The sequence below is a fragment of the Lacrimispora xylanisolvens genome (assembly GCF_002934545.1).
Lineage (GTDB): Bacteria > Bacillota > Clostridia > Lachnospirales > Lachnospiraceae > Lacrimispora > Lacrimispora xylanisolvens.
Genome location: NZ_PTJA01000001.1, coordinates 1 through 23,318 on the forward strand (window position 1 = coordinate 1; position 23,318 = coordinate 23,318).

The 23,318-nt window shown below is 42.5% G+C and carries 24 protein-coding genes; 13 read left to right on the forward strand and 11 right to left on the reverse strand.

Annotated features, from left to right (window positions below):
• Positions 1 to 187 precede the first annotated feature (187 nt).
• From BXY41_RS00005 to BXY41_RS00030, 7 genes are all read right to left on the reverse strand, one after another.
• Entirely contained in the window at positions 188 to 448 is a 261-nt protein-coding gene (locus tag BXY41_RS00005; protein WP_104433300.1) for a hypothetical protein, read from the reverse strand.
• A gap of 13 nt (positions 449 to 461) precedes the next feature.
• Positions 462 to 584, reverse strand: coding sequence for a hypothetical protein (locus BXY41_RS27310; RefSeq protein ID WP_278321370.1), 123 nt, complete (start codon positions 582 to 584; stop codon positions 462 to 464).
• Entirely contained in the window at positions 577 to 768 is a 192-nt protein-coding gene (locus BXY41_RS00010; protein WP_104433302.1) for a hypothetical protein, read from the reverse strand. The genes BXY41_RS27310 and BXY41_RS00010 overlap by 8 nt, the downstream gene beginning before the upstream one ends.
• Positions 768 to 1,136: a hypothetical protein gene (locus BXY41_RS00015; protein WP_104433304.1), complete on the reverse strand. Its 369-nt coding sequence runs from the start codon at positions 1,134 to 1,136 to the stop codon at positions 768 to 770. Before BXY41_RS00015 ends, BXY41_RS00010 begins: the two co-directional genes overlap by 1 nt.
• 395 nt (positions 1,137 to 1,531) lie before the next feature.
• Positions 1,532 to 1,759, reverse strand: coding sequence for a hypothetical protein (locus tag BXY41_RS00020; RefSeq protein WP_104433306.1), 228 nt, complete (start codon positions 1,757 to 1,759; stop codon positions 1,532 to 1,534).
• An 80-nt stretch (positions 1,760 to 1,839) separates the two neighbouring features.
• Entirely contained in the window at positions 1,840 to 2,115 is a 276-nt protein-coding gene (locus BXY41_RS00025; RefSeq protein ID WP_104433308.1) for a hypothetical protein, read from the reverse strand.
• On the reverse strand, positions 2,112 to 2,402 hold the full coding sequence (locus BXY41_RS00030; protein WP_104433310.1) for a hypothetical protein: 291 nt from the start codon (positions 2,400 to 2,402) through the stop codon (positions 2,112 to 2,114). The genes BXY41_RS00025 and BXY41_RS00030 overlap by 4 nt, the downstream gene beginning before the upstream one ends.
• Positions 2,403 to 2,691: 289 nt before the next feature.
• Between BXY41_RS00030 and BXY41_RS00035 the strand changes: the two genes are divergently transcribed.
• Positions 2,692 to 3,048, forward strand: coding sequence for a helix-turn-helix domain-containing protein (locus BXY41_RS00035; protein ID WP_170072113.1), 357 nt, complete (start codon positions 2,692 to 2,694; stop codon positions 3,046 to 3,048).
• Positions 3,049 to 4,578: 1,530 nt separating this feature from the next.
• Here the strand turns inward: BXY41_RS00035 and BXY41_RS00040 are convergent.
• Positions 4,579 to 5,826, reverse strand: a complete 1,248-nt coding sequence (locus tag BXY41_RS00040; RefSeq protein WP_104433314.1) for an ROK family protein — start codon at positions 5,824 to 5,826, stop codon at positions 4,579 to 4,581.
• A gap of 172 nt (positions 5,827 to 5,998) precedes the next feature.
• Between BXY41_RS00040 and xylA the strand changes: the two genes are divergently transcribed.
• From xylA to BXY41_RS00090, 10 genes are all read left to right on the forward strand, one after another.
• A complete protein-coding gene (gene xylA, locus BXY41_RS00045) occupies positions 5,999 to 7,321 on the forward strand; it encodes a xylose isomerase (protein WP_104433316.1) in 1,323 nt (440 codons plus the stop codon).
• A gap of 842 nt (positions 7,322 to 8,163) precedes the next feature.
• The gene (locus BXY41_RS00050; protein ID WP_104433318.1) at positions 8,164 to 8,859 is read left to right on the forward strand and encodes a F0F1 ATP synthase subunit A; all 696 of its coding nucleotides are present in this window, start codon (positions 8,164 to 8,166) and stop codon (positions 8,857 to 8,859) included.
• A gap of 30 nt (positions 8,860 to 8,889) precedes the next feature.
• Complete coding sequence (atpE, locus tag BXY41_RS00055) at positions 8,890 to 9,108, forward strand: ATP synthase F0 subunit C (protein ID WP_104433320.1); 219 nt, start codon at positions 8,890 to 8,892, stop codon at positions 9,106 to 9,108.
• 84 nt (positions 9,109 to 9,192) lie between these two features.
• Positions 9,193 to 9,660 carry a F0F1 ATP synthase subunit B gene (gene atpF / locus BXY41_RS00060; RefSeq protein ID WP_242980025.1) on the forward strand — a complete coding sequence of 156 codons (468 nt, stop codon included), beginning with the start codon at positions 9,193 to 9,195 and terminating at the stop codon, positions 9,658 to 9,660.
• Positions 9,641 to 10,144, forward strand: coding sequence for an ATP synthase F1 subunit delta (gene atpH / locus BXY41_RS00065; protein ID WP_104433324.1), 504 nt, complete (start codon positions 9,641 to 9,643; stop codon positions 10,142 to 10,144). Before atpF ends, atpH begins: the two co-directional genes overlap by 20 nt.
• Positions 10,145 to 10,149: 5 nt before the next feature.
• A complete protein-coding gene (atpA, locus tag BXY41_RS00070) occupies positions 10,150 to 11,658 on the forward strand; it encodes a F0F1 ATP synthase subunit alpha (protein WP_104433326.1) in 1,509 nt (502 codons plus the stop codon).
• 3 nt (positions 11,659 to 11,661) lie between these two features.
• Positions 11,662 to 12,558, forward strand: a complete 897-nt coding sequence (gene atpG / locus BXY41_RS00075) for an ATP synthase F1 subunit gamma (RefSeq protein WP_104433328.1) — start codon at positions 11,662 to 11,664, stop codon at positions 12,556 to 12,558.
• Between the two features lie 62 nt (positions 12,559 to 12,620).
• Positions 12,621 to 14,015 carry a F0F1 ATP synthase subunit beta gene (gene atpD, locus BXY41_RS00080; protein ID WP_104433330.1) on the forward strand — a complete coding sequence of 465 codons (1,395 nt, stop codon included), beginning with the start codon at positions 12,621 to 12,623 and terminating at the stop codon, positions 14,013 to 14,015.
• Between the two features lie 16 nt (positions 14,016 to 14,031).
• A complete protein-coding gene (gene atpC / locus BXY41_RS00085) occupies positions 14,032 to 14,451 on the forward strand; it encodes an ATP synthase F1 subunit epsilon (RefSeq protein ID WP_104433332.1) in 420 nt (139 codons plus the stop codon).
• Positions 14,452 to 14,645: 194 nt separating this feature from the next.
• A complete protein-coding gene (locus BXY41_RS00090; protein ID WP_104433334.1) occupies positions 14,646 to 16,376 on the forward strand; it encodes a methyl-accepting chemotaxis protein in 1,731 nt (576 codons plus the stop codon).
• Positions 16,377 to 16,420: 44 nt separating this feature from the next.
• On the opposite strand, the gene BXY41_RS00095 is transcribed toward BXY41_RS00090, so the two are convergent.
• On the reverse strand, positions 16,421 to 17,227 hold the full coding sequence (locus BXY41_RS00095; protein WP_104433336.1) for a ZIP family metal transporter: 807 nt from the start codon (positions 17,225 to 17,227) through the stop codon (positions 16,421 to 16,423).
• A 223-nt stretch (positions 17,228 to 17,450) separates the two neighbouring features.
• On the opposite strand from BXY41_RS00095, the gene BXY41_RS00100 reads away from it, so the two are divergent.
• Together BXY41_RS00100 and BXY41_RS00105 are read left to right on the forward strand one after the other, a co-directional pair.
• A complete protein-coding gene (locus BXY41_RS00100; RefSeq protein ID WP_104434566.1) occupies positions 17,451 to 18,926 on the forward strand; it encodes a C40 family peptidase in 1,476 nt (491 codons plus the stop codon).
• Positions 18,927 to 18,941: 15 nt separating this feature from the next.
• Positions 18,942 to 20,303 carry an MATE family efflux transporter gene (locus tag BXY41_RS00105; RefSeq protein WP_104433338.1) on the forward strand — a complete coding sequence of 454 codons (1,362 nt, stop codon included), beginning with the start codon at positions 18,942 to 18,944 and terminating at the stop codon, positions 20,301 to 20,303.
• Here the strand turns inward: BXY41_RS00105 and BXY41_RS00110 are convergent.
• Positions 20,293 to 22,560 (reverse strand): sensor histidine kinase, encoded by a 2,268-nt coding sequence (locus tag BXY41_RS00110; protein ID WP_104433340.1) that lies wholly within the window; start codon positions 22,558 to 22,560, stop codon positions 20,293 to 20,295. The genes BXY41_RS00105 and BXY41_RS00110 overlap by 11 nt on opposite strands.
• An 8-nt stretch (positions 22,561 to 22,568) precedes the next feature.
• Positions 22,569 to 23,264, reverse strand: a complete 696-nt coding sequence (locus BXY41_RS00115) for a response regulator transcription factor (RefSeq protein WP_104433342.1) — start codon at positions 23,262 to 23,264, stop codon at positions 22,569 to 22,571.
• Positions 23,265 to 23,318: the final 54 nt, after the last annotated feature.

The window sequence follows — 23,318 nt, forward strand, 5'->3', positions numbered from 1 at the left end:
AAACGGCAAGGCACAAACAGAATCCCCTTTTTATCATAGACATAAAAGCTCCTTTCTAAGTATCTCAAATTTTCCTTCAGGAGATCCGGAGCAGCTGCGATCAGAAAAGGAAGTGAGATACAATAAAAATTTGTACAAAAAAGGAAGGGCAGGGCTTGCCCTTCCTGATCTGCCGTGACATTGGTCTTTATTTCGCAATCTGCCGGAAAAATTTAATTCCGAATCTGACTGCCATTCCAGCACCCACAACAACTAAAGCAATTGGGAGAGCTGCGGCAATCGTAGCTAACATGTCACCTTGCACACTGGTAAATGCAGTCGTCATGATTCCGGTAATATCAACAGTACCTTCCGCTGCATAAGCTGGAACGGCAGTAGCCGTTGATACCGCAACCGGGAGAGCAACAAGTCCAATCCTGCGTGCATTTTCCTGAATTTTGTTAGTCATAAAATATCCTCCTTTAAGATTTTATCATTAACCCCAGTAGGGAGCTAATTACATAGAAAATCAGTTCAACAATCAGTTTTAATATGATACCGATACAAATACCACCGGAACATACTGCTATGTATGTTTCAATCATGCCAGGGCCTCCTGCTTATCAAACAAACACCGATCAAAACACCTAAGAACAACAAAAGAACGATTGCAAAATCTTGGTCAGGGTAAACAGCGGAAGAGGTCTCTTCTTCATCTTCAAGGGTATATGCTTCCGATTGATCAACCTCCAAATCAAAATCAGCTTCCGATAATGTAGGAAGAATCATTAGCTCACCTTCTTGTCAGGCTTTTGATCAGGTTCATGATTTGTATTGAATTGGCTGTCAGGTACCGGAGTAATCTGTACATCGGAAATATAGTCAAGATCAATAATCTTAAGGACTGGCTTTCCATCACTACCAATTGACATACTAAATTCTGCATCATAGAGAGCGGGAGCCCTTTTGATTTTTCCCATTACCTGAAATTCACAAGAGGACTTAGCCGGGCGGGTTCCTTTGGTGCCGTTTACATTGTCTTCGGCGACCAAATCCGTGTTAAAGTAATAATTGACAGATGTTCCCTGAACACGTTTTCCTGAATCGTCGGTCATATCGTACTGACCAGCATAAAGTAAAATAATCTGCATTTTCATAAAAATATACCTTCCTTTCGTCTTAGACAGCCCTAAAAAACTATCTTCAATTAATATGACATATTTGATATACTACAAGGTTCAAAATCGGGGAGAGTAACCCGGCCAAGGCCTGACTGATATTTAGGTATCGGCCGAGCAATTTGGGCCCCCCGGCGATGCCCCCAAATTGCCAAGCTGCTGTACCGGATACCCGATACGGAGCCAGGCGGGGCGGTAATCAAGGAAAAAAGGGGAATTGCATCAACCTGGCGAAGGTTGAAGTATTGACTGATGTAAGCTGTTGTAAGCACCCAGCGCAATGGCTACGCCTGCGCCGGGTGCCTGACCGAACGGCGGGGAATTTCGCCCGGTCAGTTTCGGGCCAGACCTAAACCAAAACCCGGCCCGGATTTTCATTTTTGAATGGTTTGGTTTAAAACCCTTGTAATGCTTTCTTTGGCATTCATGACACCAGCCGTCCCATACATGGTATGGAAAACGATATCATTAACAACCTGACCAATACCAAAGTCAAACAATACGTAATACTTAATAAAGCCTTTTAAAATATCTTTATCACTTAAATCCCTATGTGCCAGAGCGAGCAGCCAGATTTTTAAATCTTCCGTGTACCGTTCCATTAATGAATCCTCCCCCCTTTCCATGTATCTCACTTACCGCAGCTGCAGCCTGGCTAATGAAGCAGTTTTGAGATACAGAATTAAATGATATGGCGACTGCGGATATATGTTATATCAAAGGATAATGATCTCAATTCAGATGCTAATTCATCTAACCGTTTCGCAGTATCCTTAAGATACTTCTCCCGTTCGGAAATCTGCTTATTAAGCCGATCAAGCGTTTCATTTCTTTCTGGTTCGGTATCTCTGGCATCCCGGATAACATTAACAAACTTCTGGTTGAACCCTTCCCCTGAATAACTGTTTATGTAATCGTAAATCTCTTCCGGAACCCTTACACTTTTTGCAACACTCATGCGGACACCTCCTGAAGCATTCCATGATCCATCAAGTACTGAATGCTGAAATGATCAATCTGATAATCGGTGCCTTCTGATTCGTTTCGAAAGCAGATGATCGTGTCGCCTAAGACGGGTGTAACAGTTACACGGATATAGTCACCAGTAACGGGGTGTTGATATGACATCCAGTAGCAGGAATGATGATGACTAAAGTCGCATTTGTGCACCAAGGGGAGATTGTTGTTGACTGCACTCATAAGTGCATACATCTTAGATTTGTTTAGATTAAGCTTATAACCCATTTGACCTCCTATCCGCAGCGGGTATAAGAGCCTGCCGCAAACACATCATTAATAAGTTACTATGTTTACAGGAGCGGTCAAAAATGTTAGAATAAGACAGCGACGTTTTATTTAACATTTTTGGTGCTCCTGTGTTGGAGCTCCATATTAGACATCTGAGAAGATGATAATATGGCGGTTTCTGTGAGGGGTGAAAAGGTAACACGCCTTACGTTTTTTATTATATCCCAACATAATGGGATTGTCAATTAATATATCCCAATTAAATGGGAAATATGAGAGGATAAATATGATTGATGAATTAGGATTTGGTCAAAGATTAGAACAAGCTATGATAAAATCTGGATATAGCAATGCGAGATTAACTAAAGAACTGAATCTATCTAAAAATGCAATAGGTAATTATAAAAACAATCAAATCCCTAATACTATCACATTATTCGAGATATCCCAAAGATTAGGGATAAGTATGGAGTATTTATTGACCGGAGAAGAAAAGCATAGGGAACTTTCAGAAGATGAGCTAGAATTATTAAAGTATTTTCGAATGTTGCCCCAAAAAATAAAAGATCGAGAAATAGGACGTTTGGAGGATAGGGCTGAACAATACTCGACGGGGAAATCATCAGATTCAATGATAGGATAAAACATAAATAGATTGTATCTCAACTCAATTCCTGATCGGAGCAGCTCCGGGCAACCAGGGCGGAAAATTGAGATACAAAAGAGGGGAGCTCTCGAAAACAGAGCCCCCCTCTTTGCGAAAATTATAGACGAAACACGAAAAAGGAAATATAATGTAAAGTGCTGTTATAGCCCAAACTGCACAGCAGGAAGGGGGTGCAACAGTTGGAATACATATTAACCCTTATGCTTTCGGTCATAGCAGGCGTAGTGACTCATTTCGTTTGCAAATGGCTCGACCGAAAGGACAAATAACAGCGAGCATAAGAAAACCCAGGGACGGCCATCCCTGGGTTTTCGTTTGTGCAACAATTGAAATACATAATCCCTTTGTATCTCTATTTTATACCTAAAGTACTGGCGTGTCAACAGTTGCGATTAAAAAGTATCTCAAAACAATCGCAGCTGCCAGGATCCAAAATGTAAATTGAGATACAGTGAAACTAAGAAAGCCCAAGGTAATTATCTTGGACTTCCTTAGTTATAATACTCCCATAACCCGACAACGGAAAGGGTACTAACATTCTATAACCAAATGAAGCACATGTCAATCGCTCCTGCACCTCAGAACCCGCTCTGATCGCTGGCTGCAGCTCTCAAAACGAGATACAAAAACAAATTCCTCTTAATCTATTTGTCCAGGGTTCGAGTCCCTGAAGGCGCACTAAAAAAGTACTGGTTTTGCAGACGGAGAGCTGCGGGGTCGGTGCTTTTCCTTTGTGTAAAAATAATGGTGGGAATCTATTTGTCCTTTGGGAAGGACTTGAGGGTAAAAAAAGTACTGTCTTTGACGGGTGGGAGCGTTGGGGACAGTACTTCTTTTTGTTTCTGTAAATGTTATATTACATATTCAATTTTTAACATAATACGTAACTAACATAATTCAAAACTTCGAGTATTTTGAAAGTATGGCAATGTCATGAAGTAACCGCTCAAACGATTCTTTGTCCCAAAATCTAGGATTGATATAACCATGAATAACATTATTGCGATTTTCTATCTTATCAATAGGGCTTGAAAATAAAAAATAAGACTTAGTCTTTTCATGAAGTGCAAAACTCAATCCCTGATTGGAGCAGCTCCGGGCAACCAGTGAGGAAGTTTGCTACTACATACGTAAATGGTTAGATCGAAACAATAAGGACAACTAACCAAAAAGAAACCCTAGGAATTCGCACTTCCTAGGGTTTCGCTTTATGTAACATGCCATATTAAGTTTTTTAGCTATCTTTATATTACACCATATATAGTGTATCTGTAAACTGCTGGATATAATATGCACCTCAAAATCTCTGCAGCTGCCAGGATCTAAAATACAAATTGAGATACAGGGAAACTAAGAAAGCCCAAGGCAATCACCTTGAACTTCCTTAGTTATAATACTCCCTACCCGACAGCAGGGTACTATTTTCTTGTTACTGTTGGTATAGAATTCAATTATCTCAAAATATCATTCTTCACAATAGGCTGTTGATGAAGTTATTTCTACTCTTTAATTCCCTTGGTATAATGATTCATTCTGAAAAAAACAATGCTGTAAATACATCTGTGCTCCTGCCAGATCAAGTTCTTCCAAAGATGTCTGATTGTACTCTACTTGAAAGGCTCCCTCCCTGGGATAATAATGAAACATACCCAGATGTAGCATTAACTGCTCGTGAAAATATTCATCTGCATGAGCATAGTCACCCTGAAAAATAACCAGCTCAGGATCAAAAACCAAAGATATGTTTCTGATTAAAAAGGCAAACTGTCTGGCGATATAAGCCACCAGTTCCTTAGCCAGTCCATCCCCCTGCCGGGAGTGGGAGAAAACGGCAGGCAGCCCGATTTGCTCGATCGGCAATTCACGTAATGAAGATTGTTGATACAAATCGTATATTTGCCTAATCAATCGGCGGATTCTTTGGATACTTAGCAGCTGTTCTGCACAGCCATAGCTGCCACAGCCACAGCGGGTCGTATCATTGGGATCAAGCACCATGTGACCAACCTCCCCGATCAATGAATTTTTACCGTTTAAAACATGACCTTTCTCAATCAGACAGGCCGAAAGACCCCAGGTTGAGAAAAACACCAGCACACGCTTGCTTTTTATATTGTCACGTTTTAATTCAGAACGCCCGGTCATCTTACCGGTATTATCAATTAACAGCTTAACCTCTTTGCCAAAAATCTTTTCCAGATAATCTTTTACCGGAATATTTACTCCCCACTGCGGTAAGCTGGCGCTGTATTTTAAGAGACCGCGGGCATAGTCAACCGTACCCGAAGTGGAGAGCGAAACGCCATACAAGTCAGACAGTGTATATCCATGCTCTGCCAACATATGAAGGGCATGCTCTTTTATTACATCAAAAGCCTCTTCCGGCGTTTCTTTCATTGGCGCTTCTAAACGAAAGGAAGCCGTCATTTTCAGGTTCATATTACAAAGGCCAATTCTTAAAAGATTAGGCCATAACGTAATGATCATCAATTGTTTATTCGAAATAAAGCTGTATAACTCCGGCTTTTTCCCACCCAGTTCTGTAGAATCACCTTTTCCGTCTGATATGACAATTCCTTTTTGGGTGAAATGCTGAATACATTTTATTACGGTGGGGCGGCTGATACCGGTATGCTTTGAAATCTCAGCCGTAGTACAGGCATTTCCATCCCGCATCGCATTAAGAACCAGCATACGATTTCGTACTTTTAAATCTATCGGCTTAGCTCCTGTACTTTTTTCTTTCACTTTCATATATTCATCAGATGCTCCTTAACATAGTTTGTAAATATTATTTTATAACATTATCATAATCCGCTTTTTTTTTCAATAATCTCTTAATACACCGTTTTATTTTCTCATATTTTATGTTATAATCCGGTTATGAAACTTCATTTAATAACCAGAAAGAAAGGAGATCAAAGCAATGAGTCGGTTTTTTAGTCAGATTCCCCAGATTATATACGAAGGCCCGGACAGTAAAAATCCTCTGGCTTTTAAGTATTACAATCCCAAGCATGTCATAATGGGAAAAACCATGGTTGAACATTTGCCTTTTGCAATGGCATGGTGGCACAACCTTTGTGCAGAAGGTACTGATATGTTTGGCGTCGGAACTGCTGATAAGTCATTTGGTGCCCCCCGAAATACAATGGCACATGCCAGGGCGAAGGTAGATGCCGGATTTGAATTTATGCAGAAGCTGGGAATCCCTTATTTTTGTTTTCATGATGTTGATTTAATCCCTGAAGGAGAAACCATTACTGAAACAAACGCAAGACTTGACGAAATCAGCGATTATATCAAAGAAAAGATGGATGAAACCGGCATTAAATGTCTCTGGGGAACTGCGAATATGTTTACCAATCCCCGCTTCATGAATGGTGCCGGCAGTACGAACTCTGCCGATGTTTACTGCTTCGCCGCTGCTCAGATTAAAAAAGCGCTTGATATCACAGTTAAACTCGGTGGTAAAGGTTATGTTTTCTGGGGCGGGCGTGAAGGTTACGAAACTCTGTTGAATACGGACGTCTTATTTGAACAGGAGAATATTGCCAGCCTGATGAAAATGGCAGTAGAATATGGCCGCAGCATTGGTTTTAAGGGAGACTTTTTGATTGAACCAAAACCAAAGGAGCCAATGAAGCACCAGTATGATTTTGACGCAGCAACAGCAATTGGTTTTCTCCGTCAATACGGTCTGGACAAGGATTTCAAAATGAATATTGAAGCAAATCATGCGACGTTAGCCGGACATACCTTCCAGCATGAATTGCGGATCAGCGCTATTAACGGCATGCTTGGTAGTATTGATGCAAATCAGGGAGATATCCTTCTTGGCTGGGATACAGATGAATTCCCATTCAATGTATACGATACGACCCTTTGCATGTATGAAGTCCTGAAAGCCGGCGGAATAAAAGGCGGCTTTAACTTTGATTCCAAGACACGCCGTCCAAGCAATACAAAGGAAGATATGTTCTATAGTTATATCCTGGGGATGGACGCCTTTGCCCTTGGCTTAATCAAAGCGGCAGCTTTGATTGAAGACGGCCGTCTGGATGCCTTTGTGAAAGAACGATATGAAAGCTTTGAAAGCCCCATCGGCAAAAAAATCCGGGAAAACACCGCAACTTTAGCTGAACTCGCCCTTCATGCAGAACAGCTGGGAAATCCGCCAAGTCCAAGCAGCGGGAAACAGGAATATCTGGAATGTATTTTGAATCAGATTTTATTTTCACAAAACTAAAGATATATAATAAATGAGAGTGCCGTATAATGAAAACTTATAACAAGGTGTGGTAACCGGCCGTGTGGTCAGGACCAATATCTTGTATAAAATTCATTTTGCGGCATTCTTTTCATTAATCTTTCAATCAGGCCTCATCTAAAACTCTGTCTCATATCTGATGTTTATCCTTTATAAACAATGCTCCCTGTACCATTCACATTTTTGATAATTAAATTTTATAGGAAGAATTAAAAAAACAAGCATATTACGGTAAAGAATATGTAATACTTGTTTTTAAAGGAAATGCACTCCATATAAAAACATTTGAGTGCACAGAAATTATTTACCGTAATCTTCCAATTAATATTTCATTTAATAGGAAGAAATAGAGTCAGGATTATGTATATTCACACGGGAGCATTTGTTAGATTTGATAGCATCACATTAACATGATAATAAGGTGATTGGTTTTTTTACTATCATATATGCTGTATTTATATATTCATTCGTTACTTATGACGGTGAAATGAAAAAAACAAAAAAAATACATGGCATTTTACACAAAATATTAGAAATAAATTGTATATATAGCCTTTAAAAATACATCGATTCTATGAAACTTTACATTTTGTTTACATCTAAAGTTAAATAATTAATAAAAAATTCAGATTTAGACATGCTAAAATTGTTCCAAATGTTCAAACAATTGTGCGCATTAATAAGATGTTATGAATTAGACGAAAAGTTGACAATTTTTGCAGATGAAAGTATGATACACGGTATACCTGAGCGATATTGTATATTTATATGTACAATTCGTACGATTTTGTTTATCGGGAAGCTTTAATCTAAGAAAGGAAGTGAGCATTACGGAGGAGCTTGCAGAGAAGTTATTAGAGGAACTGAACTGCGAAACGATCTTTACCATTCCGATATTTGGCGGCATTCCAATCGCTGAATCCGTAGTGGTGACATGGATAATCATGTTGGCATTAACTGTTATTTCCATCATTGCAGTGAGAAATTTACAGATTGAAAATCCCGGAAAGAAGCAGCAGGTGCTTGAGATGATCATCGGCGGACTTTATAATTTTTTTGAAGATCTGATCGGTGAGGAAGGGAAACGCTATATCCCTTATCTGATTTCTGTGGCAATTTATGTCGGTGCAGCGAACTTAATCGGTCTCATTGGTTTTAAGCCGCCCACCAAGGATTTAAATGCCACCGCAGCGCTTGCTATTGTTAGCATTCTGCTGATTGAGTATGCAGGCTTACACAGAAAAGGTCTTAAAGGCTTTTTAAAAGGCTTTGCAGAGCCGGTCGCAATTATCGCGCCGATCAATATCCTGGAATTGTTTATTAAACCATTGTCATTATGTATGCGATTGTTTGGTAATGTTTTAGGAGCATTCGTAGTTATGGAGTTAATTAAGCTTGTTGCAGCGCCGATTATACCAATTCCGTTTTCTATGTATTTCGATATATTTGATGGATTGATACAGGCGTATGTATTTGTTTTTCTGACTGCTCTTTTTATCAGAGAGTCAATGGAGTAAAACTACTTTAAATCAAAAGGAGAGATTATTATGTTTACAGCTATTGGAGCAGGACTCGCAGTATTAACAGGTGTAGGTGCAGGTGTAGGTATTGGTTTAGCAACGGCTAAATCCGTAGATGCTATTGCCAGACAGCCAGAAGCAGAAGGCAAGATCAGCAAGGCTCTTTTATTAGGTTGTGCTCTTGCAGAGGCAACAGCCATCTATGGTTTCGTTATCGCTCTTCTTATTATCTTATTCCTTAAATGATGCCTCTAATCAGAGGTACGGAAAATTTGAAAAGAAAGGCAGGCGATAAAGATGCTTAGACTGGATATAAACCTTGTGTTTAATATGTTGAATCTTATTGTCCTATATCTCTTGCTTAGACATTTCCTTATTCAACCGGTTATGAATGTCATGAATAAGCGGAAGGAAATGATTGAGAACAGCATTTCAAATGCCAGGAAATCTGAAGGGCAGGCAGCTCAGATTAAAAAGCAGTATGAAGAAAAAATAGCTGCGTCTGAAGAAGAAGGATCAAAGATTATAGAGGAAGCAAAAAAACGGGCCAAGGTTCAGTATGACCGTATTTTAAAAAATGCAGAAGAGGACGCTGGCAGAGTGGTTGGTGACGCATATAAAAAAGCGGAGGCAGATCAGAGAAAGGCTATGGAAGAAGCTAAGGCGCAGATTGCCGGTTTAGTAATTGCGGCAGCAGCAAAGGTAGTTAATCAGGAAGTGAGCACGATGACAAACAAAGCGCTTTATGATTCATTTATAGCAGAAGCAGGTGATTCACATGATGCAGGCAGCAATTAATTACGGAAAGGTGCTTTTTGAACTGTCCATTCCCAAATCCGTCATAGAAGAAGCAGCTCTGACATTTAAAACAGTGCCGGAGCTCAAGCGTGCTCTCAGCAGCCCGATTGTAGCAAAAAGCAGCAAGCACCGGGTGATTGAACGCATATTCCCTGAAGAAATTAAGAATTTTTTAAAGGTATTAGTAGATCGGCGGGATATGAATATTGTTGAGGATGCGTTTGAGGCATGGCGTTCTTACACGGTGGAAAAGGAAGGCGCTTTAGAAGCTTTTTTATACTACGTTACTGAACCGGAGGAAGAACAGCTTCAGGAAATAAAAGCGATGCTTGGCAGAAAGTACGGAAAAAAGGATATTAGACTCCGCTTAATCAAAGACCCCGGTTTAATCGGTGGCTTCATCCTCCGTGTGGGAGATGTGGAGACTGACTGGAGTTTAAAGGGACGTCTGAGACAATTAGAACAAAATATAATGCGGAGGTGAAAAACGTGGCTTCCATCAATTCAGATGAAATTATTTCTATATTGAGAAGTGAAATTAAGGATTATGACGCTCATGCCAGAGACCAGGAAGTGGGAACTGTCTTAAGCGTAGGAGACGGCATTGCAACGGTATACGGAATTGATCATGCAATGTACGGTGAAATTGTTATATTTGATAACGGTGTCAAGGGAATGGTTCAGGATATCAGAAGAGAAGATATCGGCTGCATTCTCTTTGGTTCAGACCGCGATATAAAGGAAGGCTGCAAGGTCACAAGGACAAAAAGACGTGCCGGAATTCCGGTTGGCGATCAGTTTGTGGGCAGAGTCGTAAATGCACTGGGAGCACCGATTGATGGAAAGGGAGAGATTCCTTCTGATGATTTCCGTCCAATTGAAAATGAGGCACCTGGTATCATCGACAGAAAGAGCGTATCCGTTCCCATGGAAACCGGAATTCTTGCCATTGACTCCATGTTCCCAATCGGACGCGGACAGAGAGAGTTAATCATCGGTGACCGTCAGACAGGTAAGACTTCAATTGCAGTAGACGCTATCTTAAACCAGAAAGGCAAAGATGTAATCTGTGTTTACGTGGCAGTTGGTCAGAAAGCATCCACAGTTGCCAAGCTTGTAAATACCCTGACTCATTATGGCGCCATGGATTACACCATAGTAGTGTCTTCCACTGCAAGTGAGCCAGCTCCCCTGCAGTATATTGCACCTTACTCAGGAACAGCACTTGCTGAGCATTTCATGTATAAAGGCAAAGATGTACTGATTGTATATGATGATCTTTCCAAGCATGCGGTTGCATACCGTGCATTATCTCTGCTTCTTGAGCGTTCTCCAGGACGTGAAGCGTACCCAGGTGATGTTTTCTATCTTCATTCCAGGCTGTTGGAGCGTTCCAGCCGCTTAAAGGAAGAACTGGGAGGCGGATCCATTACAGCTCTTCCCATTATTGAGACACAGGCTGGAGACGTATCTGCCTATATCCCGACAAATGTTATTTCTATTACAGATGGACAGATCTTTTTAGAGAGTGACCTCTTTTTCTCCGGTATGAGACCTGCAGTTAACGTTGGTCTTTCTGTATCCCGTGTAGGTGGTGCAGCTCAGACAAAGGCCATGAAAAAAGCAGCAGGAAGCATTCGTATCGATCTGGCACAGTGCCGTGAGATGGAGGTATTTACCCAGTTTAGTTCCGATCTTGATGCGGCTACCAAGGAACAGATTCAGTTCGGAAGAGGTTTAACGGAGCTGTTAAAGCAGCCATTATGCCACCCATTAAGTCTTCATGAGCAGGTAATCAGTCTGTTAACAGCCAATAACCGCCTTTTACTCGATGTGGAAGTTCCCAAGATGAAAGAATTCCAGAGAAACTTACTTGAATTCTTTGAAAGTGTTCATCCGGAGATCGTCAAAGAGATTGAGGAAACCAAGGCATTGTCTGATGATCTGAAACAGAAGATTCTTGACGGGGTTGCAGAATTTAAACAGAAACGGGTGTAAGATATGGCAAATGCGAGAGAAATACAAAGCAGGATGAACAGTATCAAGAGTACCATGAAAATAACCAATGCGATGTATACCATTTCCTCGTCAAAGTTAAAAAGGGCCAGAAAAGCCCTGACTGATACGGAGCCTTATTTTTACGGGCTGCAAAGAACCATTGACCGAATCATAAGGCATACGCCCGACATTGATGACCAGTATTTAGATACCCGGCCAGAGATCAAAAAAGAGGATCGTAAAATCGGATATATCGTAGTAACAGCAGATAAGGGTCTTGCAGGTGCTTATAATCACAACGTTTTTAAACTGGCACAGGAACAGATCGACAAGGGAGGAAATCCCACTCTGTTTGTTGTAGGCGATCTGGGACAGCAGTATTTCTCTAAAAAAGGAATACCGGTGGAACAGGATTTCCGCTATACAGTTCAGAAACCCAATATGAGCCGTGCAAGAATTATTGAAGAGAAAATCGTTGATTATTTTCTGTCAGGGAAACTTGATGAAGTGTATATGATCTATACCAGAATGGTCAATGCGATGAAAATGGAAGCCGAAATACAGCAGCTTCTGCCTATTCCCAAAAATCGTCTGGGACAGAATGTTCCTTTGAATGTTCATTTAGAGGAAATCACCATGAAGCCATCTCCACAGGCAGTGATCGACTCCATCGTGCCCAACTATATTGCAGGATTTATTTATGGAGGACTGGTGGAATCTTATTCCAGCGAGCAGAATTCCAGGATGATGGCAATGCAGGCGGCCACAAAGAGTGCCCAGGAAATGCTTGACAGCCTGGCAATCACTTACAACCGGGTGCGGCAGGCCGCAATTACCCAGGAAATTACCGAGGTAATCAGCGGAGCAAAGGCACAGAAGAAGAAACAAAAAAAGGCTTAGGCTGTATCGTATTTTCCATAAATTGAGAGAGGAGGAGTCCTCACGACTGTGAGTAACAGATTATGAATAAAGGCAAAATTGTTCAGGTCTTAGGACCTGTAGTAGATGTGGAATTTTTAGAGGGCAGCGACCTTCCCTGCATCAAAGACGCCCTTGAGGTGGATAATGACGGGAAACGCTGCGTAATGGAAGTTGCCCAGCATATGGGCAACAGTACAGTCCGTTGTATTATGCTGGCTTCCAGCGAAGGTCTGTGCAAGGATATGGAAGTAACCGCTACGGGAGAAGGAATTAAAGTTCCTGTTGGCGAGCAGACTTTAGGACGTTTATTTAACGTTCTTGGTGATACCATCGATAATGGAGAAGAGTTAAAGGATGGTCCTAAGTGGGTCATTCACAGAGATCCCCCTCCATTTGAAGAACAGAGTCCGGTAGCTGAAATCCTGGAGACAGGTATTAAGGTAATCGACCTTCTTGCTCCTTACGCGAAGGGTGGTAAAGTTGGTTTGTTCGGAGGCGCTGGTGTTGGTAAGACCGTTTTAATCCAGGAGCTGATTCATAACATCGCAACAGAGCATGGCGGATATTCCATTTTTACCGGTGTTGGAGAGCGTTCCCGTGAAGGTAATGACTTATGGACTGAAATGGGAGAATCCGGCGTTATTGCAAAGACTGCCCTGGTATTCGGACAGATGAACGAGCCGCCGGGCGCACGTATGCGTGTTGCTGAGACCGGACTTACCATGGCGGAATATTTCCGTGATGAGGAGCATAAAAACGTGCTTTTATTCATTGATAACATTTTCCGTTTTACACAGGCTGGTTCTGAGGTTTCTGCGCTTCTTGGACGTATGCCATCTGCGGTTGGTTATCAGCCGACGCTGGCTACTGAGATGGGTGAGCTGCAGGAGAGAATCACATCAACAAGAAATGGTTCTGTAACTTCGGTACAGGCTGTTTATGTTCCTGCTGATGACCTGACAGATCCCGCTCCGGCAACTACATTTGCTCATCTGGATGCAACTACGGTTTTATCCAGAAAGATTGTGGAACAGGGTATTTATCCGGCGGTTGATCCTCTGGAATCCAACTCCCGTATCTTAGAGCCTGATGTAGTTGGGGAAGAGCATTACGAAGTAGCTCGAAAAGTACAGGAGCTTCTTCAGAAATACAAAGAGCTTCAGGATATTATTGCAATTCTTGGTATGGAAGAACTGGGTGATGACGATAAGACCACTGTTTATCGTGCAAGAAAGATTCAGAAATTCTTATCCCAGCCGTTCTCTGTTGCAGAGAATTTTACCGGAATCACAGGAAAGTATGTTCCTTTAAAGGAGACTGTCCGCGGATTTAAAGCAATCGTCGACGGTGAGATGGATCAGTATCCGGAAGCTGCGTTCTTTAATGTGGGAACTATTGACGAAGTAATAGAAAAGGCCAGGACATTACAGGCTTAACTTGGAGGTGCTGCCAGTGAGTACAAGTACATTTTTCCTTCAGGTGCTTGCCAGTGACAAGGTTTTTTACAAAGGACCGTGCCAAAAGTTAATTATTCCTCTTGCAGATGGTGAAAAAGCAATTCTGCCTCATCATGAAGATATGGCAATTGCTGTTGCCATCGGAGAGATGAGACTGATGAACGAAGACGGAGAATGGATTCATGCCGTGGTAGGAAACGGATTTGTTCAGATTGTTAACAACCGTGTGACTCTTCTGGTGGATACCGCAGAGCTGCCTCAGGATATTGACGAACGCCGTGCGGAAGAAGCCAGAGAGAGAGCAGAGGAACAGTTAAGACAGGGCAAGAGCCTTCAGGAGCATTCTCATTTTGAAGCATCCTTAGCCAGATCTCTGGCAAGACTGCGTACCAAGCATAAATATGAGATCCGATAGGAAATTACAGTCATAAGAAAGATACCCGAAAACGGCAGAATCTGCTGGCAGGGTATCTTTTTTTTGTATGAAAAATTATCCAATAATATGGTTTTTATTGGAAATACTGCGGTTGACGGTGCATTTGATTGGTGCTATAGTAAACATTGCAAAACCTGGTAACAACAGGGTAAACAGATTATGGAGGAGTTGTAGTGTTTAGGAATCTAAAGATAAGAGCGAAGGTTTTTGCTGCTTTTGGTATGATTATTGTATTTGGTATACTTGCCTTTTCCGGTCTTCTAATGGGCATGAAAAAGATTGCAGGCAATGCTCAGGATCTATATGACAAGCCATATTCGGCAGCTCAGAACACATGGGAGATCCGTCGGGGACTGTTAGACAGCCAGATGGCTCTTTACCGCCTGACCAGCGTAAAAAAGACTGAACTTAATTCAGCAACTGAGGAAGCCAGGACAGTTATGGATCAGGATAGTAAGGAGATCGAACAAGCGGTAACAGAATTAGGACAGAAGTTAAGAACTCAGGAAGAGAAGGACGTACTGGCAAAGATACAGGCCGGCATAGCAGAGACATCAGAGATCAGAGAGAGTGTGTTAAGCCTGACTTCGGGCGGAAAGCTTGACGAGGCAAGAAGTCTTGTAAAAAGTGCTTACGAACCAAAGTTTGAAGAGGTCAGGTCTCAGGCTGTGAATCTGGGTGATCTTGTAGCAAAGGATGCCCAGGGGTTTGTGGGAGCAGCAAACAGGTCCAGTAACCTGTATCTTATGGCAGGTATCATGGCTATGGTAATGACCATTGTATTATGCGGGGTGACGGGGTACTTTTTCTCAAAATCTATTTTAAAGCCATTAAAGGAACTGGATCTGGCGGCAAAGGAGATGGCAAAGGGAGATTTAAAAGCAGTCCGTTATATTACATACCAATCCCGTGATGAGCTGGGGGGGCTGGCAGATAACCTCCGCCTTACCATGAAGACTCTGGATGCTTATATCTCAGAAATATCATCCATTCTTTTACGGCTGTCCAAGGGAGATTTAACGGTGCCGCGAGATCAGATTACTGATTTTGTAGGTGATTTTTCAGAAATTAAAAGCTCCTTTGTTACCATATTAAAGAGCTTTAACAGTACATTGGGAGATATTCACGAAGCCAGTGCCCAGGTTGATGTCAGTTCCGATCAGGTTTCTGATGCGGCTCAGCTGCTGTCTCAGGGATCCACAGAACAGGCAACTGCATTAGAGGATCTGACAGGGGCGATTTCTCATATTTCAGAGCAGATCCGGGACAATGCAGATCATGCCAAGAAGGCCAATTCTCTTACGGAACAGGCGCAGGCAGAAGTGGAAGAAAGCAATCATCACATGGTATCCATGAATGATGCCATGAGGGAGATCAGCCAGTCATCCCAGGAGATTGGAAAGATTATGAAAGCAATTGAGGATATTGCATTTCAGACCAATATTCTTGCTTTAAATGCAGCTGTAGAAGCAGCAAGAGCAGGTGAAGCAGGAAAAGGATTTGCAGTGGTAGCGGATGAAGTAAGAAACTTAGCCAGCAAGAGTGCGGAAGCCAGCAAGAATACGGCTGTTTTAATAGAAAACTCTGTCAGCACAGTGGAAAAGGGAATGGGTATTGCAGAGCAGACTTCCCGCTCCCTGAATGTGGTGAGAGAAACCATGGATCAGGTAGTGGATACGGTCAACCGCATCACCCTGGCATCGGAAAAACAGGCAGAGTCAGTAGAGAATGTATCTGGCAGGGTTAATCAGATTGCCGCAGTGGTACAGACCAATTCTGCTACCGCAGAGGAGAGTGCAGCTGCCAGCGAGGAGATGTCCAGTCAGGCGGCATATTTGGAGCAGCTTGTGGAGCGGTTCCACCTGTACTGCGACAGAAAAGAAACGGAAAACGAATCCTGTTAATAAAATGGACCCTGGATGGTGAAATACCTTCCAGGGTCCGTTTGTTAGCCTAAAGAAACGTCCAGTATCATCATAACAAGAAATCCTGCCATAACCCCCAGCGTTCCCACATTAGAATGCTCGCCTAAGTGAGCCTCCGGGATCAGCTCTTCAACTACAACATACATCATGGCACCTGCAGCAAAAGACAAAAGCCATGGCATTAGTGGTGCAATGCTTCCAGCAACAATAACGGTAAGAATACCAAAAACAGGTTCCACAATTCCAGATAAACTTCCCTTTATAAATGCTTTTTTTGCAGAGAGCCCTTCCTGTCTCAGGGGAAGGGAAATAGCAGCACCTTCCGGAAAGTTCTGAATACCAATTCCTATGGCGAGAGCCATGGCTGAGGTATAAAGCGCAGGATCCCCTCCGTGCTGCGCTGCAAGAGCAAAGGCCAGACCGACTGCCATACCTTCCGGTATGTTATGAAGGGTAACAGCCATGACCAACAGTGTGGTTCGTTTCCAGGAAGATGAAACGCCTTCCGCTTTATTCACTCCAGGACTGCTCACATCTGGATGAAGATGAGGCAGATAGGAATCCAGTACAATTAAAAACAGTACGCCCAGTAAAAATCCACCGGCGGCTGGAATCCAGCCGATGCCGCCCTTTGCTTCCGCCTCTTCTATGGCAGGTATGAGCAGAGACCAGACAGATGCTGCAATCATAACGCCTGCCGCAAATCCAAGAAAGACTCTCTGGACTGATTGGTTTACTTCCTTCCGGAAGAAAAATACAACCGAAGCTCCCAGTGTTGTCATCAGAAATGTAAAGCCGGTTCCTCCGGCAGCCCATAATATTGGTGTCATAAAATTCCTCCTTTCTATCAGAAAAAGTTAGCAAATGCTAACCTGCATTTCTTACATTTACTATACCATAACCCATTAAATGTGGCAATGAAATAAATTCCCTTTCCATTTACGACAAAATTGTGTTAAAATAGACCTGATTTTACATAGGAAAGGAAATTGATTGATGAACATAGATAAAGACTGGAACAGACGTTTTGCAGGGCCGGTTTTACTGGCCGCAATGACTGCAGCCTGCCTGTCTGCATGCAATAGTGAGAGTGGAATTAACAAGGAAACAGGGGTTGCCACACCTTCCGTAGCTACCGTTTCTGAAGCAAAGAAAGAGCAGTCAGTTAACATTCTGACACCGGGAGGATTATTGCTTCCAGATGTTGATAATGTTCCGGTGCTGAAAGACAATCCAATCCCGGAGTTTTTGAGAAATGGTGTGGAGCATCCGGTGGTGGCCAGCCTTCAGGAACGTCTGATGAATCTTGGATTTATGGATAACGATGAACCTACGAAATATTTCGGAAACGTGACAGAGGCAGCAGTAAAGACTTACCAAAGACAAAACGGACTGGTTCAGGATGGGATTGTGGGACCGGAAACCTTAAATTCCATCATGTCTCCGTCGGCAAAATATTATGCGGTTGCCAAAGGGGTTCAGGGAGAAGATATTACCAGGATTCAGAACCGCCTTTATGAACTGGGGTATCTTGCCAATGCAGGACAGGTTTCTGGAAGCTTCGGTGATGAGACGGAAGTAGCGGTTCAGAAACTACAGGAGGTCAACGGTCTTAATGTTGATGGAAAGGTTGGACGCCAGACGATCAACCTGCTTTACAGTGAAGAGATCCGTCCCAATTATCTGACCTATGGAGAAAAGAGTGACGTAGTGCTTGCCTGCCAGCAGCGCTTAAAGGCACTTGGATATTTGATGACGGAACCGGATGGCGCTTATGGAAACGATACAGTAACTGCTGTGAAGCAGTTCCAGTCACGCAATGACCTTGTAGTAGATGGTTATCTGGGGCCCTCGACCAGAGTTGCTTTAAACAGCTCAGAGGCTCAGCCTAATGGTATGGGACTTGGAGAACAGGGAGATTCTGTAACAAAAATTCAACAGCTCTTAAATAAATACGGATATCTGGCAAAAGGCAACATAACCGGCTATTACGGGGAAGCAACAGAAAAAGCCGTAAAAGAATTCCAAAGCAGAAACGGCCTTTCATCCGATGGTGCTGTAGGTCAGATGACCTTAAGTAAATTATCCGGAAGCGGCGTAAAATCTGCCGGAAGTTCCGGCGGATCAGGCGGCAATACGGTCAAGGGAGGAACTGTCAAGGGCGGCTCTGGCGTCAGCGGACTCCTTTCCATTGCAAGATCCAAGCTGGGCAGCCCTTACGTGTGGGGCGCAAAAGGATCAGGCTCTTTTGACTGTTCCGGTTTTGTATACTGGTCTTTAAATCAGGCTGGTGTCCGTCAGAGTTATATTACCTCTTCTGGTTGGAGGAATGTTGGAAAATATACGAAGATATCAAGCTTCGGCAGTCTGCAGGCAGGAGATATTATCGTTGTTAGCGGTCATGTGGGAATCGTGGCAGGCGGCGGTAAGGTAATCGATGCTTCTTCCAGTAACGGACGTGTGGTAGAACGGTCTTTAAGCTCCTGGTGGAGCAACAACTTTATCTGCGGCTGGCGTATATTTGGATAGGAACGGTTCAGAATAATGGGTATGAAAAAACAGAGAAAAGAAATTAACATGATTACGGATCATCCGGGAAGGTCGCTTCTCCTTTTTGCACTTCCCATGATCCTTGGTAACTTATTTCAGCAGTTTTATAATATTATTGATTCGGTTGTGGTTGGACGTTTTGTTGGGGAAGAAGCCCTTGCTTCCGTGGGGGCATCTTTCTCTATTACCAATGTATTTATTGCCATAGCCGTAGGCGGAGGAATCGGAAGTTCCGTGGTGGTATCACAGTTTCTTGGGGCAAAGCAGACGGGGAATATGAAGACAGCCATTTCCACAACGCTGATTAACTTCCTGACGATAGGTGTGATTCTGGGGGGCCTTGGTCTGTTTTTTAATGACCGGATTTTATTTCTCATGAATACACCCTCCAATGTTTTTGAACAGGCAGCGGTATATTTAAGTATTTATTTTATCGGTCTGCCATTTCTGTTTATGTATAACGTTCAGGCAGCGGTGTTTCAGTCTCTGGGAGACTCTAAAACACCGCTTTATCTTCTGCTTTTTTCTTCGTTGTTAAATATTGTGCTGGACCTGGTGTTTGTAACACAGTTCCATAAAGGTGTATCTGGTGTTGCAGTAGCTACTTTAATAGCGCAGGGGTTGTCAGCTGTTTTGTCATTTTTCGTTCTGATCAGGCGCCTTAAATCTTATGAAACCACAGAATTATTCCATATCTATGACTGGAAGATGACAGTCCATATGATGCGGGTAGCCATTCCTTCCACGCTTCAGCAGTCCATTGTGCACATTGGGATGCTGTTGGTTCAGTCGGTTGTCAATGGGTTTGGATCTGCGGTTATGGCAGGATTTGCAGCAGGGACCAGAATTGAATCCATCTGTATCGTACCAATGCTGGCACTTGGAAATGCCATGTCTACGTATACTGCTCAGAATATGGGGGCTAAAAAAACAGATCGTGTTAAGAAGGGGTATGGTGTCTGCTGCATGATGGCAGCAGCATTTGCAGTGATTATCTGCGTCATGATGGAGGGCTTTGGAGAAATATTTATCAGAAGCTTTCTAAATGAGAGCAGTGCCAGTGAAGCGTTTGCCACTGGAATCAGCTATGTTCATTTCATATCATTCTTTTATATCTTTATTGGGTTAAAGGCAATCACAGACGGGCTTTTAAGAGGTGCAGGAGATGTGGTGGTGTTTACGGCTGCCAATCTGGTAAATCTGGCTATCCGTGTATCGGGAGCGGCTTTGCTTGCGCCTGTAATCGGGGTCCAGGCCGTATGGTTTGCAGTACCCATCGGCTGGACCGCTAATTACATCATATCACTGATCCGTTATCTCACAGGGAAGTGGGAACGAATCCACCTTATTTCTTAAGGGGAAATGCAACAGTTGCTTTAAACAAATCTCCGTCAATATAAAGCTGGAACTGCCCTCCCTGAAGCTCTGTCAGGCTCTTCGCAATGGAGATTCCCAGACCGCTTCCTTCGGTAGTTCTTGCAACATCACCGCGGACGAACCGCTCCGTCAGTTCGTCCGCCCGGATGTTTAACGGATTTTCAGAAATATTTTTAATAGTAAATAAGATCTTATCTTCTTCTTTCGTAATGTCTACATAAACACGGCTGTGTTCCATTGCATATTTAAATGCATTGTTGTAAAGGTTTTCAAGGACTCTCCAAAGGTACCGTCCGTCTGCCTCAATCAACATGGCGTCATCAGGAAGCGTAGACACCAGTTCTAAATGCCTCAGTGCAAACTTTTCTTCAAATTCCCCGTTCGTCTGGTAAATCAGTTCAACAAAATCAATACTTGTCATATCTAATTTCAAGTTACCGGAGCTTGCTTTGGAAGCCTCCACCAGGTCTTCGGTCAATGTCTTCAGCCGTTGGGATTTCTGTTCCAGAACCTCAAGGTAACCCTGAATTCGAGGATCCTGAATTTTCTCCCTTTTAATTAAATCCACATAATTGATGATGGACGTAAGAGGAGTTTTTATGTCGTGTGATACATTGGTGATCAGATCAGCTTTCAGCCGTTCACTGCGGACCTTTTCCTGCAGCGCAGTTTCAAGTCCTGTGCTGATATGATTGATATTTTCAGCCAACTCCCGTTCTTTTCCATAAAATAATCTGGTATCAATCTTATATGTGGTGTTTCCGTTGGAGATGTTTAACAGGGCCTGGTTAATCTGATCCGTCTGCCAGGCATTTTTATACATCTGATGAAATACCCAAAGATCCAGGAGTATAAACAACACGGCTACCGCTCCCATAAGAATTCTGGATTCCAAATCGTTATAGGTAAAGAGTAAAAATGAAAATGCCATAATCATCACAACATTAAAAATTAGAAACAGAGAATAGGTTATCATGATTCTGGTTGTAAAACGGTGATGCTTAAAATAGAGTAAAAGGGTTCTCAACCCTTTATTTAGCAGGCTGTTCTTCCATAGAACTCCGGACTTATACTGTTTTAAAAGGCTTAATACTGCAGAAACCCCTGTCACATATAAGATGAGAACTTTTAAAACCAGCTCGCCATAGTACCAGACCTCAGTGGAAAGAAACAAATGGATAATCTTAAAAAGTATAAGCTGTGAAACCAACAGTGCAATGCCGCAAGCAGCCAGGTATAAAACCAGACTGATCTCCGCAGGAAGCCGATCCATTCTCTTCATGAGAGGAGAAGTACTTTGTTCTTCCGGAGCACCGGTAAGCAGAACCATCATGTAAAGTGTTGCGGCACATCCTAAGATTCCAAGAGCAAGGCAGATCATACCAACGATGAAAAACAGGCGCATCTGATCAAAGGATTCAGCAGCCTGAAAGTAGGCGTCTTTGTAAGGATAGGATGTATTAACAGCCACTGACATATGATAGTTCCCATTGTTATAGGGATTCATCTTTTCAAGTTCAGGCGATACGTTCTTTGGAACAGATGTTAAGTTGGAGTCGACATAGAGAGCCTCGCCTGTAACGTATAAATATTTCCCTAGGGATTTAAACTCATCAACGGTTTTACCTGGGTAATTGGTATAGAGTTTATAATCCTTGTCTGTATTCTGATACTGAATTTCAAACTTTAAGTTCCCCGGGTTCTGGATAAACCGGTAATAGAACCGGTAATAGTTACCCAGGTGAGAGAGAACCTCATAGGAGAGCTGATCAATGGACTGAAAGGAGTCACCCGGCTCAGCGGCTTTAAAGTCCGGTTCATAGGCCCGGTAAACCACCTGATAATTTAAATCTTCACCTGTTTTATTAGGGTGACCGCCGCTTACTTTAAACTGTTCATTTAAATAATAGCCCTGTGACTTGGCATGTCGGATCATCTCATCTAATGTAAAATCTTTCGTAGTTCCCGGCCCATCAGCAACCCGTATGATAAATTTGGAGTAATCCAGTTTTCCGTTGGTCTCAAATACTTCCTTGTATTTTACATAGTTAAAAATATCATCAATGTCAGATTTTAACTGGCCTGCAAACTCGGGGGTATCTTCATAACTTTCGTTGGCAATCCAGCCGATTCCTTCTCCATAATGGGTGTTGTTGTACATGACAGAGACACCGATTACTACAAGAAGGGAGAACAGGAGATGGGCCAGAATGGCCTTTTCTTTTCTTTTTTTCATATTAGCTCCTATTGCTTTTCGATCTTATACCCAACGCCCCAGACCACTTTTAAATACCGCGGCTCTCTGGGATTGATCTCGATTTTTTCCCGGATATGGCGGATATGAACAGCAACCGTGTTATCGGCGCCAATTGCCTCCTCATTCCAGATTTGTTCATAGATCTCATCAATGGAGAAGACCTTTCCTTCGTTTTTCACAAGAAGTAAAAGGATGTTATATTCAATAGGAGTCAGCTTAATGATTTCATCATCAACCGTAACTTCTTTATTATCATCGTTAATAGCAAGTCCACCGCATTTATAAATCTGTCCGGCAGGCTGCTGATTCATATTTCCAAGCTGGGTATAGCGGCGCATCTGAGATTTGACTCTTGCCACAAGTTCCAGTGGGTTAAATGGCTTGGTAATGTAGTCATCTGCACCAATATTTAAACCGAGTATTTTATCGGTGTCCTCCGATTTGGCTGAAAGAATGATGATCGGGATGCTGCTGGTTTCCCGCACTTTTAAGGTGGTGCGGATACCGTCAAGACCAGGCATCATTACGTCCAGAATCATGAGATCCACTTCATTTTCCTCCAGTAGTTCCAGAGCTTCAAAGCCATCGTAGGCTTTTATTACATGGAAGCCTTCTCCGGTCAGATATATATCAATCGCTTCAACAATTTGCTTGTCATCGTCACATACTAAGATATTTTGCATTTGATAACCTCCTTTTTTCAATATTATACAACGAAGGCAGTAAAAAAGCACATT

What these genes read in the sequence shown, in the direction of transcription:
- atpD (WP_104433330.1), top strand. Translation starts at nt 12,621, where the DNA reads ATGAATAAAGGCAAAATTGTTCAGGTCTTAGGACCTGTAGTAGATGTG.
- atpF (WP_242980025.1), top strand. Translation starts at nt 9,193, where the DNA reads ATGTTGAATCTTATTGTCCTATATCTCTTGCTTAGACATTTCCTTATT.
- BXY41_RS00115 (WP_104433342.1), bottom strand. Translation starts at nt 23,264, where the DNA reads ATGCAAAATATCTTAGTATGTGACGATGACAAGCAAATTGTTGAAGCG.
- BXY41_RS00100 (WP_104434566.1), top strand. Translation starts at nt 17,451, where the DNA reads ATGACTGCAGCCTGCCTGTCTGCATGCAATAGTGAGAGTGGAATTAAC.
- BXY41_RS00015 (WP_104433304.1), bottom strand. Translation starts at nt 1,136, where the DNA reads ATGAAAATGCAGATTATTTTACTTTATGCTGGTCAGTACGATATGACC.
- BXY41_RS00040 (WP_104433314.1), bottom strand. Translation starts at nt 5,826, where the DNA reads ATGAAAGTGAAAGAAAAAAGTACAGGAGCTAAGCCGATAGATTTAAAA.
- atpH (WP_104433324.1), top strand. Translation starts at nt 9,641, where the DNA reads ATGATGCAGGCAGCAATTAATTACGGAAAGGTGCTTTTTGAACTGTCC.
- BXY41_RS00020 (WP_104433306.1), bottom strand. Translation starts at nt 1,759, where the DNA reads ATGGAACGGTACACGGAAGATTTAAAAATCTGGCTGCTCGCTCTGGCA.
- atpE (WP_104433320.1), top strand. Translation starts at nt 8,890, where the DNA reads ATGTTTACAGCTATTGGAGCAGGACTCGCAGTATTAACAGGTGTAGGT.
- atpG (WP_104433328.1), top strand. Translation starts at nt 11,662, where the DNA reads ATGGCAAATGCGAGAGAAATACAAAGCAGGATGAACAGTATCAAGAGT.
- BXY41_RS00005 (WP_104433300.1), bottom strand. Translation starts at nt 448, where the DNA reads ATGACTAACAAAATTCAGGAAAATGCACGCAGGATTGGACTTGTTGCT.
- BXY41_RS00025 (WP_104433308.1), bottom strand. Translation starts at nt 2,115, where the DNA reads ATGAGTGTTGCAAAAAGTGTAAGGGTTCCGGAAGAGATTTACGATTAC.
- BXY41_RS00035 (WP_170072113.1), top strand. Translation starts at nt 2,692, where the DNA reads ATGATTGATGAATTAGGATTTGGTCAAAGATTAGAACAAGCTATGATA.
- BXY41_RS00105 (WP_104433338.1), top strand. Translation starts at nt 18,942, where the DNA reads ATGGGTATGAAAAAACAGAGAAAAGAAATTAACATGATTACGGATCAT.
- BXY41_RS00110 (WP_104433340.1), bottom strand. Translation starts at nt 22,560, where the DNA reads ATGAAAAAAAGAAAAGAAAAGGCCATTCTGGCCCATCTCCTGTTCTCC.
- BXY41_RS00010 (WP_104433302.1), bottom strand. Translation starts at nt 768, where the DNA reads ATGATTCTTCCTACATTATCGGAAGCTGATTTTGATTTGGAGGTTGAT.
- BXY41_RS00030 (WP_104433310.1), bottom strand. Translation starts at nt 2,402, where the DNA reads ATGGGTTATAAGCTTAATCTAAACAAATCTAAGATGTATGCACTTATG.
- BXY41_RS00095 (WP_104433336.1), bottom strand. Translation starts at nt 17,227, where the DNA reads ATGACACCAATATTATGGGCTGCCGGAGGAACCGGCTTTACATTTCTG.
- BXY41_RS27310 (WP_278321370.1), bottom strand. Translation starts at nt 584, where the DNA reads ATGATTGAAACATACATAGCAGTATGTTCCGGTGGTATTTGTATCGGT.
- xylA (WP_104433316.1), top strand. Translation starts at nt 5,999, where the DNA reads ATGAGTCGGTTTTTTAGTCAGATTCCCCAGATTATATACGAAGGCCCG.